The organism is Microbacterium sp. 2216-1 (assembly GCF_046507855.1).
Taxonomy (GTDB): domain Bacteria; phylum Actinomycetota; class Actinomycetes; order Actinomycetales; family Microbacteriaceae; genus Microbacterium; species Microbacterium esteraromaticum_C.
In genome coordinates this window covers 258,345-275,613 of record NZ_JBKFTM010000002.1, presented here as the reverse complement: position 1 = coordinate 275,613, position 17,269 = coordinate 258,345, and the positions used below count along the sequence as shown (strand labels likewise).

15 protein-coding genes are annotated in these 17,269 nt (G+C 69.1%); 7 read left to right on the top strand and 8 right to left on the bottom strand.

The genetic code is table 11. From position 1 onward, the window contains the following. Nucleotide 1 precedes the first annotated feature (1 nt). The 3 genes from ACLD0U_RS09190 to ACLD0U_RS09180 form a co-directional block, all read right to left on the bottom strand. On the bottom strand, nt 2–904 hold the full coding sequence (locus ACLD0U_RS09190) for an ATP-grasp domain-containing protein (RefSeq protein WP_410340430.1): 903 nt from the start codon (nt 902–904) through the stop codon (nt 2–4). Next, a complete protein-coding gene (locus ACLD0U_RS09185; protein WP_410340429.1) occupies nt 904–1,821 on the bottom strand; it encodes a PIG-L deacetylase family protein in 918 nt (305 codons plus the stop codon). The genes ACLD0U_RS09190 and ACLD0U_RS09185 overlap by 1 nt, the downstream gene beginning before the upstream one ends. 209 nt (nt 1,822–2,030) lie before the next feature. Beyond that, the gene (locus ACLD0U_RS09180; RefSeq protein ID WP_410340428.1) at nt 2,031–3,104 is read right to left on the bottom strand and encodes a LacI family DNA-binding transcriptional regulator; all 1,074 of its coding nucleotides are present in this window, start codon (nt 3,102–3,104) and stop codon (nt 2,031–2,033) included. 59 nt (nt 3,105–3,163) lie between these two features. Here ACLD0U_RS09180 and ACLD0U_RS09175 point away from each other — a divergent pair, with 59 nt between their 5' ends. The 3 genes from ACLD0U_RS09175 (at nt 3,164) to ACLD0U_RS09165 (ending at nt 5,871) form a co-directional block, all read left to right on the top strand. After that, nucleotides 3,164–4,387, top strand: a complete 1,224-nt coding sequence (locus tag ACLD0U_RS09175; protein WP_410340427.1) for an MFS transporter — start codon at nt 3,164–3,166, stop codon at nt 4,385–4,387. A gap of 56 nt (nt 4,388–4,443) precedes the next feature. After that, a complete protein-coding gene (gene nucS, locus ACLD0U_RS09170) occupies nt 4,444–5,139 on the top strand; it encodes an endonuclease NucS (RefSeq protein ID WP_179409523.1) in 696 nt (231 codons plus the stop codon). 63 nt (nt 5,140–5,202) lie between these two features. Beyond that, nucleotides 5,203–5,871, top strand: coding sequence for an HAD hydrolase-like protein (locus ACLD0U_RS09165; protein ID WP_179409524.1), 669 nt, complete (start codon nt 5,203–5,205; stop codon nt 5,869–5,871). A 67-nt stretch (nt 5,872–5,938) separates the two neighbouring features. Here ACLD0U_RS09165 and ACLD0U_RS09160 read toward each other — a convergent pair whose 3' ends face one another. Beyond that, nucleotides 5,939–6,145, bottom strand: a complete 207-nt coding sequence (locus tag ACLD0U_RS09160; RefSeq protein ID WP_136034351.1) for a cold-shock protein — start codon at nt 6,143–6,145, stop codon at nt 5,939–5,941. A 676-nt stretch (nt 6,146–6,821) separates the two neighbouring features. Between ACLD0U_RS09160 and ACLD0U_RS09155 the strand changes: the two genes are divergently transcribed. After that, nucleotides 6,822–6,995 (top strand): CsbD family protein, encoded by a 174-nt coding sequence (locus tag ACLD0U_RS09155; protein ID WP_179409525.1) that lies wholly within the window; start codon nt 6,822–6,824, stop codon nt 6,993–6,995. Nucleotides 6,996–7,040: 45 nt separating this feature from the next. On the opposite strand, the gene ACLD0U_RS09150 is transcribed toward ACLD0U_RS09155, so the two are convergent. Genes ACLD0U_RS09150 through ACLD0U_RS09135 form a run of 4 tightly spaced genes read right to left on the bottom strand, consistent with a single transcriptional unit; the run spans nt 7,041 to nt 12,790 of the window. After that, nucleotides 7,041–8,732, bottom strand: a complete 1,692-nt coding sequence (locus ACLD0U_RS09150; protein ID WP_410340426.1) for an MFS transporter — start codon at nt 8,730–8,732, stop codon at nt 7,041–7,043. A 20-nt stretch (nt 8,733–8,752) separates the two neighbouring features. Continuing rightward, complete coding sequence (locus tag ACLD0U_RS09145) at nt 8,753–9,370, bottom strand: response regulator (protein ID WP_206821376.1); 618 nt, start codon at nt 9,368–9,370, stop codon at nt 8,753–8,755. Next, on the bottom strand, nt 9,367–10,662 hold the full coding sequence (locus ACLD0U_RS09140; RefSeq protein WP_410340425.1) for a sensor histidine kinase: 1,296 nt from the start codon (nt 10,660–10,662) through the stop codon (nt 9,367–9,369). The genes ACLD0U_RS09145 and ACLD0U_RS09140 overlap by 4 nt, the downstream gene beginning before the upstream one ends. After that, nucleotides 10,628–12,790 carry an MMPL family transporter gene (locus ACLD0U_RS09135; RefSeq protein ID WP_410340424.1) on the bottom strand — a complete coding sequence of 721 codons (2,163 nt, stop codon included), beginning with the start codon at nt 12,788–12,790 and terminating at the stop codon, nt 10,628–10,630. The genes ACLD0U_RS09140 and ACLD0U_RS09135 overlap by 35 nt, the downstream gene beginning before the upstream one ends. 133 nt (nt 12,791–12,923) lie before the next feature. Here ACLD0U_RS09135 and ACLD0U_RS09130 point away from each other — a divergent pair, with 133 nt between their 5' ends. From ACLD0U_RS09130 to ACLD0U_RS09120, 3 genes are all read left to right on the top strand, one after another. Continuing rightward, nucleotides 12,924–13,316 (top strand): hypothetical protein, encoded by a 393-nt coding sequence (locus ACLD0U_RS09130; RefSeq protein ID WP_410340423.1) that lies wholly within the window; start codon nt 12,924–12,926, stop codon nt 13,314–13,316. Between the two features lie 65 nt (nt 13,317–13,381). Next, nucleotides 13,382–14,920, top strand: coding sequence for a multicopper oxidase family protein (locus ACLD0U_RS09125; RefSeq protein WP_410340422.1), 1,539 nt, complete (start codon nt 13,382–13,384; stop codon nt 14,918–14,920). Nucleotides 14,921–15,060: 140 nt separating this feature from the next. Further along, a complete protein-coding gene (locus ACLD0U_RS09120) occupies nt 15,061–17,268 on the top strand; it encodes a family 20 glycosylhydrolase (RefSeq protein WP_410340421.1) in 2,208 nt (735 codons plus the stop codon). Nucleotide 17,269: the final 1 nt, after the last annotated feature.

Below are 17,269 nucleotides of genomic sequence, written 5' to 3'. Positions count from 1 at the left end.
CTCATACGCGGGCGGCCGCGGTACGTTCCGACAGAGACGCGAGCGCGGCATCGAGCAGCTCCGGGGCATGAGCGCTGTTCGCTCCGAATCGGGCGTTGATCTCGAGCACCACCGGCTTCCCGTCCGCGCGGCGACGCACGTCGATGTCGATCGGACCGTGCAGACCAAGCGCTTCGGCGGCGGCGCGGGCGACCGATCTCACGTCGTCATCTTCTGTGCCCTCGACGCGCACAACCGAGACTGCGTTGCCGACGGCGCCGTCTTTCAACGCCGTCTTGCGCAGGACCGTGCAGACCGGGAACGCGCCGTCGATGTCGCGGAAGAGCACCGGCGCGTACTCCGCGCCGGGTGCGAACTCCTGCACGATGCTCTCCTCATCGAGATCGACCCAGAACCCCTCGGCGATGGGCCCGGCGGCTTCGTACACGTCGAGCAGTCGTACCCCACGTCCTCCCCGCCCCACGCGCGGCTTGACGATCACCGGTCCCCCAAGGGCGCTCACGGCGTCCGCGGCAGACGGGAAGTCCGCGGGGCCGGCGAAACGTGGCACAGGAACCCCCGCGTGCTGCAATCGCTGCGCGGTCAGCAGCTTGTCGTCGGCCGTCCCGACCGCGTCGGGCGAGCCGATCAGGACCGGCACCGGAAGCAGGGCGTGCTGCCCGGCGAGTAGGGGCAGTTCCTCGCTGATGCTCGGGATGACAGCATCCACACTCCACTCCCCCACAAGTTCGCGGAGGGTCGGCAGGTACGCCGGGTCCGACACGGCGCACACCCGACGGAACGCATCCACCTCGGCACCGGTGTCGCGCAGGTCGGTTCCGGCAACCCAGTGGCCGCGCGCTGAGAGCTGCCGGGCGAGCGAGCGTCCGGCAGGGCCTCCGACGCCCGTGAGCAGAACGCGCATCAGAATTCGCCGATCGCCGATGCCTCGAGGCGCACGACCTCGAAGCCCTCCGCGAAGCCGACCCTGGCCTGGCCTCCGCGGAACGCGGCGGTCGCGCGCGCACGCGCGCCGGTCATGTATGGCTTGTTCCGCTGGTCGCGGTGCAGTTCAATGGCGCGCACCTTGACGTCGACGTGGGTCGAGACGTCGACGAAGAACTCCGGCGAGAACGAGCGAGTCACCGACGGGCTCTCGTAACAGAGGATCGATGGGCACTGTCGCGCGGCGCGCATGGTCGCCTGGTGCACGGCGTGGTGGTCCTGGTGCTGGTCATGCGCCGAGTGGGTGAGCACGACATCCGGGCGTACGTCGCGGATCGTACGCTCGATCGCGGCGATCATGCCCTGCTCGTGCTCACGCAACGCGGTGTCCTCGAAGTCGAGCACGTTGACGGTCGTGGCTCGCAGGTACAGCGACCCGTTACGCGCCTCCAATGCACGCGTGTGCTCGTCGCCGCCCGACGCACCGTGGCTCATCACGACGGTGTGCACCTCGTGCCCCTGGTCTACGAGCTTCGCGAGGGTCGCACCGCAGGCGAGCTCCAGGTCGTCCGGGTGCGCCCCGATCGCGAGGATGCGACGTGGCCGCAGCGTCACCGACACCGTTCGGCGCAGGTACGGCGCGATGAACAGCACACTGACGAGCAACAGGGTGGCGCAGCAGGCGAACAGGCCCGCGATGTCGTGCGCGTGCCCGGTGGTGAGCACGATGGCCATCGCGCTGGTCGCGAGCGCGATGCCGATCGCCGCAACGACACTGCGAAGCACTCGGCCGTAGCGGAACTCGCGGTCGATCCAGCGAGCAGTGCGGTGCATGGTCGCACCAGCGGCCACGGCGGCGCCTGCCAACACGGCAGCCGACAACAGAACATGCAACATGGTTGATCCCCCAGCGATCACGACGCGCCGCCCTAACGAAGTCGCGCGAAGGTCCCCACCTCACGTCGCAACCGTGCACCCCCACAGTGCTGGCGGCGCGTCAAGCGTCAAGTATGCACAAACTGTGGACCGCTGTCGAGCCGCGAAATCCTGCGAAATAGCAGGGTTTGTTAGCCGTCCTCGCAATATGCCGGCATGGCACCGACGCGTCATGCACGCGGGGCGGCCGAGGTCCCTCCGACGCGAAGAACGCACGTGAAGTGCACCGACTCCCCCGGCTCCCCGGCCAGCATCCGCGAGATCTGGGTGCCCGCCGCACGCCCCTTCTCGAGCGCAGGCTGCGTGATGGTGGTCAGGCGTCGTGACCCCAGCCCGTCAGCCGAGATGCCGTCGAAGCCGACGACGCTGAGGTCGTCCGGTACACGCAGACCGAGCTCCTCGGCGGCGCGGATCGCGCCGACGGCCAACAGATCGCTCTGTGCGACGATCGCGGTGGGTCGGTCATCTCGTAGCTGCCCGTCCGGATCAGCGAGCAGCATCCGCGCGCCATGGTTGCCCTCGTCGACCAGGCTTCCGGCCGCCGAGACGCCACCGCCCTGGGGGTACACCTCACGGAAACCGGCGAGCCGGTCCAAAGTGACGTCCACCGTGGCGGCCGCCTCGCGCTCGGGCGTCAACTCGCTCCGCTCACGTGCCGCATCCAGGGGCAGCGTGATGGTCTTCACCCGTCTATGCCCCAAGTGGAATAGATGGCGTGCGATCTCGGCACTGGCTTCGCGGTTATTCAGCGTGATCTGGGGAACATCCGGTCCTGCGTCGCCTTCGATCACCACGGCGGGCAGGCCGCGCTGGCGCACCGTCTCCAGTGCCGAACGCGTCCGGGCCGAGCAGCCGATCAGCACGACCGCGTCCACCGGCGCTTCGCCGATCGGCGGCGCCTCCGCGCCACGAGGGTCATCGCGCAGCAACAGCAGACCTACGCTGTCGGCGGCCATCGCCTCGGTCAGGCCGTCCATCATCACCGTCGTGACCGGGTCGAGGAAGGCATGGCGCAGATCACCGCCGAGCAGCACGCCGACGATGCCACTGCGGCCCGTGCGCAGCGATGCGGCACGCGGATCCGGGCCGGCGTAGCCGAGCGCGTCGGCCGCGGCGAGCACGCGCTCGCGCGTCGCCTCGGCGACATTGACCTTGCCGCTGAAGACCACGGACGCCGTCGATGTCGACACCCCGGCCTCTCGCGCCACGTCCGCGATGGTCGCGCGACGGCCGCTGCTGCTCATCCTCCGAGGATATCCCGCTTGCGCACACGTAATCGAAACGTTTCGATTACGATGGCGGAATGGACACCGCCCTCACTCGTTCGCAGTTCGTGCGCTGGCGCACCGCGATCTTCGTGATCTTCCTCGCCAGCGGTCTGTCGATCGCGACCTGGGCCTCGCGCGTGCCCAGCATCGCCGAGGCACTCGGCATCGACAAGGCACAGATCGGTCTGCTGCTGCTGGGAATGGGCATCTCGTCGATCGTCGGCATCTCGACCGGTCCGCTCGTGATGGCACGTACCGGCGCCAGGGTGGGCATGCTCATCATGATGCTGGTCTTCGGCGCAGGCGTGCTGCTGATCGGCCTGGGCACTGACGTTTTCGGTGCCCTGCCGGTCGTCGTGCTCGGCATGATGCTGTTCGGCTATGGCAACGGTTCCGTCGACGTGATGATGAACGTCGAGGCGACGGCCATCGAGCAACAGATGGGCAAGACGATCCTGCCCGTCTTCCACGCCTTCTTCAGCTTCGGCACAGTGATCGGCGCCGGCATCGGCGCCCTCGCCGCACTCCTGGGACTGAACGTCGCCGCGCACACCGCGCTGATCAGCGCGCTGATCCTCGTCGCGGCAGTCGGGTGCTACACCCAGGTTCCCGTGCGCGAGGCCGCTCTCGACCCGGCACCTGAAGAGAAGCCACACTGGCGCCAACGCGTGCACACCGCATTCGAGGCGTGGCGCGAGCCGCGCATCTACGCGCTCGGCGTCGTCATGCTGGGCATGTCGTTCGCCGAAGGCGGGGCGAACGACTGGATCGCGCTCGGTGTCGTCGAGGGGCACCATCAAGAGCCCGGCATGGGCGCGCTCGCCCTCGCCGTCTTCTCGGTCGGCATGACAATGGTGCGACTGCTCGGCGGACCACTGGTCGATCGCTTCGGTCGCGTAGCCGTGCTGCGGGTACTCGCGGCAACGGCCGCGGCGGGCATCCTGCTCTTCATCCTCGGCCCCACCCTGCCGCTCGTGCTGCTCGGTGCCGCGCTGTGGGGTATCGGTGCCTCGCTGGGATTCCCGCTGGGCATGTCGGCCGCCGCCGACGATCCGGCCAAAGCCGCGGCCCGCGTCAGCGCCGCCGCGACCATCGGGTACGTCGCGTTCCTCGGCGGGCCCCCGCTGCTGGGCTTGATCAGCGAGCAGATCGGCCTGCTCAACACGCTGTACATCCTGGTCGTGCTCGTCGTGCTGTCGGGCCTGTTCTCGGCGGCCGCGCGTCCGCTGCGTGCCGACGAGAAGACACCCGTCGCATGACAGCCGAAGCCCGCGACGACGCATCCGAACGCCTGGCCGACGGGTAGGCTCGTCGGGTGCGTCTCGTCATCGCCCGTTGCTCCGTCGACTACTCCGGTCGCCTCAATGCCCACCTGCCCCTGGCCACGCGCCTGCTGGTGCACAAGGGCGACGGCAGCCTGCTCGTGCACTCCGACGGCGGCAGCTACAAGCCGCTGAACTGGATGAGTCCGCCCTGCTCACTGGCATCCGAAGAACCCGGCGACGAAGAGGCCGGCGCAGGTGTCGTCGAGGTGTGGCGCGTCACGCACAAGAAGACCGGTGATGCGCTCCGCGTGCAGATCTACGAGATCCTGCACGACTCCGCGCACGACCTCGGCATCGATCCCGGACTGCAGAAGGACGGTGTCGAGGCCGACCTGCAGCGACTGCTCGCCGAGCAGGTCGACCTCATCAGCGAGGGCGCCACGCTAGTGCGCCGCGAGTACCCGACGGCGATCGGTCCGGTCGACCTGATGGTGCGCGATGCCCACGGCGCCGCGATCGCGGTCGAGGTGAAGCGGCGCGGCGATATCGACGGCGTCGAGCAGCTCACCCGCTATCTCGAACTACTCGGCCGCGACCCGCATCTCGCCCCGGTCACCGGCGTCTTCGCCGCGCAGGAGATCAAGCCGCAGGCCCGAGTGCTCGCCGAGGACCGCGGCATCCGCTGCGTCGTACTCGACTACGAGGACATGAAGGGCATCGAGTCGGGAGTCCCCCGGCTGTTCTGAGCCACAGCCCGCCGTCACGGGCCGGCGGCGCCGCTCATAGGGCCGCCGCCTAGAGTGGGGCTCATGTCCACCTCGCCCTACACCTGCATCCTCTGGGACGTCGACGGCACGATCGCCGACGCCTCTGCCGGCATTCTTCCCCGTCTGCGTCTGGTGTTGGACTCCTATGACCGTCCGCAGCCCGACCCCGCGGCCCTGGCGCTCTGGATCGGCCCGCCGATGCTGGAATCGTTCCAGCGGCTGGCCGGCATGGACCGCGAACAGGCCGAGGAGGCCGTCAAGCGGTACCGCGCCCTGGCCGCAGCCGACGGGTACGCGGCATCCGTCGACATCTATCCGGGCGTCGAAGACGTGCTGCACGCCGTACATGCGGCGGGCATTCCGCAGGCGACGGCCAGCACCAAGCCCGAGAACCAGGTGCGCGCGATCCTGGACCACTACACCCTGACGCCGTTGTTCACCGCGATCTCCGGAGCTCGGGTCGGCCAGGTGGGCAACGATGACGGCAAGGCGTTCGTCATCGCGCAGGCGCTGGAGCGTCTCTCCGCAGCCGGGGTGGACGTCTCTCGGCCGGTACTGATCGGCGACCGCCATCACGATATCGACGGAGCCGCCGAACACGGCATCCCGGTGATCTTCTCGGCATGGGGCTTCGGCGACGCTGCCGAAGCGGAAGGCGCGATCGCGACCGCCGCGACCGCCGCCGATCTGCGGCCCCTGCTGCTGGGGTAGCGTTCCGAAAACACAGAACTCCCCGGCGGATGCCGGGTCAGCGTCCGCCGGGGAGTTCGATCACGCCTCAGAGAGGGCGGATGTTCTCAGCCTGCAGGCCCTTGGGGCCCTGCGCCACATCGAACTCAACGCGCTGGTTCTCGTCGAGCGAGCGGTAGCCGGAAGACTGGATGGCGGAGTAGTGCGCGAAAACGTCGGCGCCTCCGTCGTCGGGGGAGATGAAGCCGAAGCCCTTCTCCGAGTTGAACCACTTGACCGTGCCCTGGGTGCTCATTTACTGCCGTTCTGCTTGTTGCTATGCCGACGCAGGATGCACCGACTGCGCTAACGCTATCCCAGGCGACCCGCCCGACAACAGCACTCAGCAGATGGTGACCTAAACGTTGCATCCGGATTCGACGCCGCACACGTCCGAAACGGTGACGCACGTCCCAAGAAAAGTGATGGCCCTCATCGCGGGGGGAGCGATGAGGGCCGAAGACGACCGGAGGGTGCGTCGAGATCAGCATACACAGTTTCGACGAAATTTGTCCCCCAAAAGGGGGACAAATCGGCGGATCGGTGAGAGGATGATCGCGGTTGATATCCCACGCTCTCTGGGGGCGCTACTGGGGAAGAGACCAAGCCGCATGCACTGATCTTCGGATACTGGGGAGTTTCCTTCGCTGACGGGGATCGGCGAGAACGACAGGGCATGCTCCTTCACAGTGAGGGAGGGAACCCGCGGAGCCAACGGACTCCGCTCCCTCCCGTGAAGGACCACATGGGGTTGCTGCAGGCTCGGAGGGAGATGTACCGCAACGGTCTCCCTCCGAGCCGCGCAGGAGCACCCCGCCTAACGCGCACCTCTCTGTGTGTCAATCCCGTTGAGCACCCGTCTCACCGATGAGACGCTGACGACGTCAGATCACGCCGGGCGGCGACCCCGCCCACGATGAAGGGAGCCCGACATGGGAGCCATGGACGACGCCAAGCACAACGCCGAGAAGCTCGTCGGCAAGGCGAAGGAGAGCATCGGCGACGCGACCGACAATGACAAGCTCAAGGCCGAGGGAAAGCTCGACCAGGCCAAGGCGGATGCCAAGAAGGTCGGCGATGACATCAAGGACGCCTTCAACAAGTAGGCCGCCTACGCCCGCCGCAGCGCGGACGACGATCCCTCCGGACGCCTAGGCGCCCGGGGGGATCTCCGCGTCGGGCATACGACGGGCATCCGCCGCATGACGAGCATCCAGTGCGGCCGCGGAACCCTCTTCCGACCGCCGTGCGGCGGCGCGCAGCCGCAGCGCACCGATCAGACCGAGCACCAGGAACATCGCCGCGAACAGCATCGACCAGCGTGTGGCATCCGCGAATCCGCTCGCCAGCGCCTCGACAGCGCTCGACGTCCGCTCGCCGAGCGGACCGGCCTCGCCCTGCGCGCGCAGCTGCGCGATCGTGGTCCCGGCCGACTCCCGCGTGGCATCCGCGAGCCGTTCCGCCTCTGCGCCACCGATGCCGGCGGCGCTCAGCGACGCGGGTAGCGTGACCGCCAGCGCGGTCGCGAGTGCGGCGCCTGAGAACGCCGTGCCGAGCGCCGAGCCGATCTGCCGCACGGTGCTCTGCGTCGCAGAGGCCTGCCCCGACACTCCGACGGGGATGTCGCGCAGCACCGTTCCGGTCAGCTGCGCCGAGGCGAGACCCAGCCCGAGTCCGTAAGCGACCAAGGGCAGCGCGATCGCCCACCCGGCGGTGTCGGAATGGATCACGACAGCGAGCACCAGGATGCCGGTGACCTCCAGTCCCAGTCCGATCAGCACCACCCCCGGCGCACCGAACCGCACGGCGAGGTGGCGCGCGGCCGCTCCCGAGAGGAAGGCCCCGAGCGCCATGGCGGCCAGTACGATACCTGCCCCCATCACATCGAGGCCCACAGCGTTGATCAGGTACAGCGGCAGCACGAACAGCAGCGCGAACTCACCGATCGCCACCATGGCGGCGGTGACATTGCCCCACGAGAAGGTCGCGAACGTGAACAGTCGCAGATCGAGTAGCGCCGACCGTCGCACACGCTCACGGTGCCGTTCCCAGATCACGAACAGCGTCAGCGCGACCACCGCGACAGCGAGCGCGATCGGAACGATCGAGACCGGCGCATCCGACGGCCAGCGCCATCCGAAGAGCGTGAACTCGCCCCGCGGCGTCCACCACCCCAGTTGCGGGCCCTCGATCACCGCGAACACGAGGGCACCGAAGCCGATTCCGCTCAGCAGTGCGCCGTCGACATCGGCACCCGGTCGCGGTGTGCCGCCACGCGTCTCGGGAACCGCGAGCACGGCCGCGATGAAGACGATCGCGCCCAGCGGCAGGTTCACCAAGAAGATCCAGTGCCACGTCGTCCACTGGGTCAGTGCGCCGCCGGCGAGCGGCCCGATCGCCGCGGCGCCCGAGATGACAGCGCCCCAGACGCCGAAGGCCGCGGCGCGGTACCTGCCGCGGAAGACCGCGTTCACGGTCGAGAGCGTCGACGGCATGATCAGCGCGGCCCCGATGGCCTGCACCGCCCGCGCGCCGATCAGCGGGCCGGCTGAGGTCGACAGCGCCGCGAGCAGACTGCCCCCCATGAAGATGGCGAGTCCGGCCAGGAAGAGCCGTTTGCGGCCCCAGCGGTCGGCGAGCTTGCCGGTCGACAGCAGCAGCGCAGCCAGCACGACGGCGTACAGGCTGTTGACCCACTGCGCGTCGGTGAGGGCGAGGCCCAGGTCGCTGATCATCGCCGGCAGGGCGACACCGACGATCGTGCCGTCGAGCACGATCAGCCCGAGGCCGACAGCGAGTACGCCGAGGCCGACCCATTCCCGCCGTGTGGGTGCGTCACTCATGCTCAGATCAACACTCATGCTCAGATCAACCCCGTCTCGCGTGCCACGTGCACGGCCCGCGAACGACTGTCGACGCCGAGCTTGGTGAAGATGTGCGCGAGATGACTCTTCACCGTCGCCTCAGTGACGAAGAGCTCGCGCGCGATCTCTTTGTTCGCCGCCCCCTGGGCGAGCTGGCGCAGCACCTCGATCTCACGGTCGGTGAGCCGCGGGAGCGGGTTGCGCATGCCGCGCAGCACACGGCCCGCCAGTGCGGGGGAGAGCACCGTCTCTCCGGCGGCGGCGCGGCGGATGCCCTCGGCGATGTCCTCGGGGGCGGCGTCCTTGAGCAGATACCCGGCGGCTCCCGCCTCGATCGCGCCGAGGATCTCGGCATCGCGCTCGAACGTGGTGAGGATGACGACGACAGGGGCGGGGGAGAGCGCGCGCAGCGCGACGGTGGTGCGGATGCCGTCCATCCCTGCACCGAGGCGCAGATCGCACAGGACGACATCGGGCGTCAGCGTCGTCGCCAGCGTCACGGCTTCTTCCCCCGTCGCAGCCTCACCGACGACGCGCAACGCGTCACCGTCGAGCACGGCGCGCAGGCCGCTGCGGACGACCGGGTGGTCGTCGACGAGAAGCACGGTGATCGTCATGGGGTCTCCTCCTGGCTTCGACTCTCATGATTGCGCGTCGAGGTCGATACGGGCAGGTGCGCCGAGATCGCGGTGCCCTCTCCCGGCGTGCTCTCGATGTCGAGCCCTCCGCCCAGCTCGCGCAAGCGGGCGCGCATGAAACGCAGTCCGTAGCTGGATGCCCCGGCGTCAGCATCCGCCTCCCAGGCGACGAGATCGAAGCCGGTGCCATCGTCGATGATGTCCAGGCGCACGGCATCTTCGGCGTCGATCAGGCTCATCACCACCCGGGTCGCGTGCGAATGCAGCCGCACGTTGGCCAGCCCCGACTGCGCGACCCGCAACAGCGCCACCTCGACCTCAGTCGGCAGCACCGGAAGCGTGTCGTCCACGTGCAGATCCGTCTGCAGGCCGGTCTCGGCGTGCATGCGATCCAGCATCCGCCGCAGCGCAGCAGCGAGCGCGTCGTCATCGAGTTCGGCGGGCGCGAGCGCCTCGACGATACGGCGGATGTCGGACTGGCTCTCGCCGGCGAGCTGTTCGATCTGCGCGAGAGCGCGGATCGCGTCCGGATCGTCGCTGCGTTCCATCGCCGCGTGGGCGAGTAGTCGAATCGAGGAGATCTCTTGAGCGACGGTGTCATGGATATCGCGCGAGATGCGGGTGCGCTCGGCGATCGCCCCCGACGTGCGCTGCGCGTCGGCGAGCTCGTCCTGCAGTTCGGCCATCTCGTGCTGGGCTCGGGTGAGCGAGGCGACCAGGCGCTCACGCTCGGCGGCGTCCTTGAGCAGCTGCAGATAGCCCCGAGAGATCCCGAACGCGAACACCCCACCGATCAGCGGCCCGAAGACGGTGGCGTAGGTCGTGGTGCCGTGGTGCAGGATCGGCGCGACGACGACCACGGACAGCACCACGCCCGAGAACACGAGACCCCACCGCAACGAGAGCAGGTGACCGGCCAGCAGCCACAGCAGGAACGCAAGCCAGACGAACTCGGCGGACACCGCCACGGCCCCCACCCACACGGCGGCAAGGCCCAGCAGCCACCCGATCGACAGCGCCCGCGAGGGTGCCCGTGCGAGCAGAACAGCCCCGGCGACGTGCCAGACGATGATCGCGGCGCCCGTGATGATCGCCACCGCTACCGCAACTCCGTCGCCGACCGCCCGCACGACGCCGATGACCGTCAGCAGCAGCACCATCAGGTACTGACCGATCTCCATCGCCCGCACCGCCGCACCCGTGCCCGGTGCGGCGGTGTGCGCTGCACCGGGCGGGTCAGGACGGTTCAGCGATGCGCTCACGACGCTCATGGGTCGATTCTGCCTCTCCATCGAGCCGTTCCGCAGGCGCCGAGGCGGAGTCTGCGGACACCGCGATGGTGCTGGATGCCCCGGCTGGTCGCGCCCCCGGCCACCAGATGCGGTCGCCGAGTGCGCTGAACAGCGCCGGGATGATCACGGTGCGCACGACGAGCGTGTCGACCACCACACCGACACCGACGATGAGACCGAGCTGCCCCAGAGTGACCAACGGAAGCACACCGAGCGCGGCGAACACGGCGGCGAGCACGATACCCGCACTGGTGATGACGCCACCCGTATGCGTGACGGCCTCGATCATGCCCTGCCTGGTACCCCGGCTCGCGCCCTCGGAACGCGCCCGGTGCACCAAGAAGATCGTGTAGTCGATACCCAGGGCGACCAGGAAGAGGAACGACAGCAGCGGCACCTGCAGGTCGAGCGACTGCTGATCGAACAGAACGCGGCTCAGCCAGGCGCCCGCGCCGATCGCTGCGAGGGCACTGGCCACGTTCACCGCGATGAGCAGCAGAGGAGCCATCACCGCGCGCAGCAAGACCAGCAGCACGATGAGACTGACGACCAGCACCAGGGGAGCGATGACCCACAGATCCTGTGTGTTGCCGGCGCGGGCATCGACATCGGTGGCGACAGCGCCGCCCACGACTGCATCCGCTCCCGGCACGGCGTGGACCGCCGCGCGCAGCTCACCGATCTGCTCGAGGCTCTGCGGCGTGCTCGGCGCGTACTGGCTCGTCACCATGATCTTGGTCAGGGTGGCATCCTCAGTCGATGCGACCGGATGCGCGCGCACGATACCCGGCACGGCGGCCGCGACATCGACGACGTCATCGGCCTGCTCGGCGTCGGCGACCACCCAGATCGGTTGCGCCTCACCTCCGGCGAAGTGGGCTGAGACGACCTCGAGACCTGCGGCCGACTCCGACTGCACACGGAACTTCTCGATCTGGTCCAGCCCGACGTTGGTACCCCACAGCCCTGCCGACATCACGGCGAGCAGTGCCAGACCCGCCAGCAGGCTGCGGGCGGGCCGACGCACGACGTGCGTCGCCACCGAACGCCACGCGCGTCCCTGAGAGCGTTCGACCCCGGGCCGGGGGACGAAGGGCCAGAACACGCCTCGTCCGCAGATCGCCAGCGCCGGCGGCAGCACCAGCAAAACGGCGGCCAGTGCGATGAGCAGACCGATCGCCGATGTGATGCCCAGCCCGTGCGTTCCCGGGGTGACCGCGAGCACGAGCGTGAGCAAGGCGAGCACGACCGTGACATTGGATGCCAGGATGGCCGGCGCCGTCCGGCGCCAGGCCACGCTGAGGGCCCTGCGATGATCATCAGCGGTGAGCAGCTCTTCGCGATAGCGCGAGATCAACAGCAGGGCGTAGTTGGTTCCGGCGCCGAACACCAGCACGCTGACGATGCCGGCGTCGAACTGCAAGTCCCACAACGACGCGGCAGCGGCGGTGACCCGGCCGGCGAGGCCGTCGGCGAGCGCGATGACGATGAGGGGCACGAGCCACAGCACCGGCGAGCGATAGGTGATAATCAACAGCACCGCGACGATCAGCACGGTCACCAGCAGCAGGGTGATGTTGGCGCCGTCGAACGCCGCGGCGATGTCGGCGCCGAATGCGGGTCCGCCGGTGACGAGAAGACTCATGCCGGTCGGGGAATGTTCGCGGATGCTATCGCGCAGCCCCTCAATGGTCGTCGCGTTCTCGGTGTTGCTCTCGCCCACCGCGATCGGCGCAACCAGCAGTGCGGCATGACCGTCGTCGCTGATCATCGGACCCGACGATGGTGCCTCGGTGTGCTCATCGAGAGCCGGCAGCACGGCCTCGAGGTCGGCGATATCAGCATCCGACAGCTCTGCACCGTCGTCCCGCGACGCGACGACCAGCACCGACTGGCGGTCCGCGTTCGGGAACTGCGCCATCAGGTCGGCGGCCTGCGCCGACTCCGAGTCCTGCGGCGCCTGCGCGTTGCCGGACGGCGCTGTCGCGCCGCTGAACGCGCCGAACAGGAGCGTCAGCACGAGCAGGGCAAGACCGAGCGCGAGCCAAGCGCCGCGTCGCGACGTGAGCCGGTCGGAGAAGCGGGGGCGATACGAAGAGGACGGCATGTCAACGATTCCACTCCGATCGGCCGCCGGAATCATCGGGCGACCGGTCGAATCCGGCCTCCACCTTTTGGGGGATGTCACGTGGGCTGCGATTGGGAGCCGATTCATACCCCCGAGGGGTATGCTCTGCGGCGTGAGGGCTCCTGTCCGAATCCGCCTCAGGGCACCGCGCGGTGCCCTGGCAGTCGTGCTCGCCCTCCTCGTAGCCGCGGGGCTGTTGTCGATGCACTCACTGGCGGGGGCCGCACCGGCGCACGCCTCCGGTTCCATCTCGAGCACCGCCTCGGTCGAGCACGCACCCGAAGACGCGGCGCACACGCCGATGCCGTGCCCGACGGACGACGGCGATGAGGGCACGCCGTGCCTGTCGGCGCCGGCAGGTCCCGCCGCGCCGACCGCGGTCGACCCGCCCCTGTCCGCGATGCCGCGGCTCTCACCGCACACCATCACCGCAGAAGCCGTCGCGCATTCCGCGCCCCGCCGCACCGCACTGTCACCACAAGAACTGTCGATCAGTCGCACGTGAGTCGAGTCTGCGCGGGCTCGCCCCGTGCGCTCGTCACTCTCTCACCGACACGAAAGATCCTTGTCATGGCTTCCCCACTCGACCGCAGACACTTCCTCGCATTGGGTGCTCTCACCCTGGCCACGGCCGGCCTCGCCGCATGCACGCCGCGCCCGACGGCATCCGCGTTCATCCCTCCCACCGGCGCTCCCGTGACCGAAGCCGAGGCCGCGCGGCGCGTCACCGGCACCGTCGTGCGCCGCACGCTCACCGCGACCCCGATGACCCTCGACCTCGGGGGCACCACGGCTGACACCTGGGCCTACCGGGGCGCCTCGGCCACCGAGCCGATCCGCGCCACGGTCGGCGATCGCCTGCAGGTGACGCTGACCAACGACCTGCCCGATTCGACGACCGCGCACTGGCACGGTCTCGCGCTGCGCAACGACATGGACGGTGTGCCGCACCTCACCCAGCAGCCGATCGCCCCGGGCGAGACGTTCACCTACGATTTCGCCCTCTCACACCCGGGCACGTACTGGTTCCACCCGCACTCGGGGACCCAGTTCGATCGGGGCCTGTATGCGCCTCTGATCATCGATGACCCGGCCGAGCCCGGTGACTACGACCACGAGTGGATCATCGTGCTCGATGACTGGCTCGACGGCGTTACGTCCACACCCGACGAGGTGCTGGCCGAGCTCTCGCAGGGTATGGGCGCGGGGATGGATCACGGCGCGATGGGTCACGGCGGCGTAGACGACGATGACGACGAGCCGCAGCGGCAGGGGCACATGCTCATGGGCGCCGGATCGGATCTGCTCGGCGGGGACGCCGGAGACGTCTACTACCCCCTCTACCTGATCAACGGACGCGGTCCCCAGGATCCCGAGACGTTCACGGCGACGCCGGGGCAGCGCATCCGCCTGCGCGTCATCAACACCGGCGGCGACACCGCCTTCCGATTCGGCATCGTCGGGCATCCGCTCACCCTCACCCACACCGATGGATTCCCCATCGAGCCGTTCACGGCCGAAAGCGTCGTGCTCGGCATGGGCGAACGCTACGACGCCGTGATCACAGCCGCCGACGGCGCGTTCGCGGTGATCGCCGAGGCGCTCGGCAAAGGACAGCAGGCGCGTGCTGTCCTGCGCACAGGAGCCGGGGCCGTGCCGAGCGCCGAAGACCGCCTGCCGCGCACCCGTACACCGGCGACCGCGGCAGATCTGCGGGCCGTTGAAGCCGTTCGGCTTGCCGAGCGCGCCGTCGACCGGACGATCGAGCTTCGACTCACCGGCGGGATGATGAGCTACAACTGGGGGATCAACGGCCGTCGCATGGACATGGATCAGCCCATGCGCGATGCGATCGGCATCGCGGCCGGCGAGCGGGTCGCCCTCGAGTTCGTCAACACGACGATGATGTGGCATCCGATGCACCTGCACGGTCACACGTACCAGCACAGCGGTGGTGGACCCCGCAAAGACACCTCGATCGTGCTGCCCGGGCAGCGGCTGCGCGTCGAGTTCGATGCCGACAACCCGGGGCGCTGGATGACCCACTGCCACAACGTCTATCACGGCGAATCGGGCATGATGCGCGCCATCGCGTACCAGCAGAACTGAGCCCCGCGGCTCCCGCTAGGGTGGGCGGAGCGAACTCCGCCCACCGGGCGGGCGCACAGCACCGAGAAGGGGGAGCGCTTCGTGCCTTCCGTCGTCCCGCATCCGATCTCGACCGATGTTCCGATGGGGGAGGTGACGGGATGCTGCTGAGCGAACGCCTGGCAAGTGAGGGGCGCGTGCGCGTGTACCGCGGCGTCTCGGTGATCGACGGCACGGGTGCCGAGCGCTACGTCGCCGACGTCGCGGTCGAGGGTGCGCGCGTGGCCGCCATCTCTCGGACGGATGCCACGGATGCGTTCGACGTGCCGCCCGGCACCGTCGAGATCGACGGCACCGCTCTCGTGCTGGCGCCGGGCCTGATTGCTGAGGATGCCGCCGGTGGGTCACCGCTGGTGGGTGTGACCACTGTGTCGGGCGTACATGCCGCCGGCGTGATGAACGTCGCTGCGAGCGGATCTGCGCACGATTCCGACGCGCGTGCCGCGGCTCCGCGCGGCAGCCTTTCGCTCGAAGATGCCGTGCGCCTGGCGTCCGCAGAGCCCGCCGCGCGTCTGGGGCTCGACCTCGGCGACGCGCCGCGCGGCGTCATTCGTGCCGGAGCGATCGCCGACCTGGTGCTCTTCGATCCCACCGACCTCGCACCCGAGCGGCTGCGCACCGACCTTGCGCCCGTCGAGGTGCTCGTCGCAGGTGTACCGGTCGTCGCGGACGGAGCTCTCACCGGCTCCCAGCCGGGGCGGATGCTACCGGCGTCGTTGCCCCCTTACCTGGCGACGGTTCCCGCGGTGCAGCACGAGGTCTATTCCGATCGCGGAATGTTCGTGCTGCGCGCCGACACACCGATCGTCGCGGACGCCGAGCTGACGGGTATCGCCCGACAGCTCGGCGACTGGCTGCAGGTCGGCGCCGAAGGTTCCGATGGTTCACAGCGGCCGTCGATCACCCTGCGGGTCACCGACGACGTCGGCGACGACCGCGAAGGGTTCCGCATCACCGTCTCGCCGACTCTCGTCGAGGTCGTCGGGGCGACACCCGAGGGGGTCTTCCGCGGTGCGGTGACCCTGCGCCAGCTCTGCACGCCGGAAAGCTCCGTGGGCTCCGAGCTGCCGGCGGGCACGTGGACGGGGGCGCCGGCCTTCGGCTGGCGCGGGGCGATGCTCGACGTGGCGCGGCACTTCCGTCCGGTCGACGACGTGCGCCGTCTGATCGACCTGCTCGCCGCGCACCACCTGAACGTGCTGCACCTGCATCTCACCGACGATCAGGGGTGGCGGTTTGAAGTGCCCGGCTACCCCCGATTGACCGAGATCGGTGCGGTGCGCGAGGCGACGCAGCTCGGCCACGGCCCGCAGGCCACCGTGCAGCCCGGGCGACACGAGGGCTTCTACACCGCGGACGAACTGCGTGGGCTGGTCGCCTATGCGGCCGAGCGGTTCGTCACGCTCGTACCCGAAGTCGAGCTGCCCGGGCACGTGCAGGCCGCACTGGCCGCGTACCCCGAGCTCGGCAATACCGACGTCTCCGAACCGGCGACCAGCGCGTGGGAGCGCTTCGGGATCAACCACCGCACGCTCGCACCCACCCAGGCGGCGCTCGATTTCGGCTACGCGGCAATCGATGCCCTCTGCGGCATATTCGACTGTGAGTGGATTGGAATCGGCGGCGACGAGGTGTCGACGCAGGAGTGGACCGCCAGCGCGGCTGCCCAAGAGCGGATGCTGCAGCTGGGTCTCACGTCCGTGCACGAGGTGCAGCCCTGGTTCACGCGCGCGTTCGTCGCCCACGTGCGCGCGCGCGGACGCACCGCCCTCGCCTGGGATGAGGTGCTCGAAGGCGATGTGCCGGACGGTGTGCGGCTGCTCGCCTGGCGCGGGCCGGTCGCGATGGCCGAGGCGCTGCGCCGTGGCATCCCGGTGATCGGATGCCCCGATCTCGAGGCGTACCTCGACTACCCGCAGGCCGATACCGTCGATGAGCCGATCAGAGTGGGTCCACCGCTCCCGATCGAACGCGCCTACACGCTGCGCATCCCCGACGGGGCGGTTGGCGGCCAGGCCAACGTGTGGACCGAGCATCTGCCCACCCGCGACCGGGTCGACTTCGCGATGTTCCCCCGGCTCTCGGCGATCGCCGAGCGGTTGTGGCTCGGGGGAGAGCCTGGATCGTTCGACGACTTCGCGGAGCGCCTCGACGTGCACCTGCGCCGACTCGCCGCCGCCGGTGTGCAGTACCGACCGCTCGACGGACCGCGTCCCGACCAGCGTCGACCGGGTGTGCCCGGCAAGCCGATGAGCATCGAGCAGCGTACCGAGATCGTCGACGAGCTGGTGGCGGGGCTGCGGCGTTAGC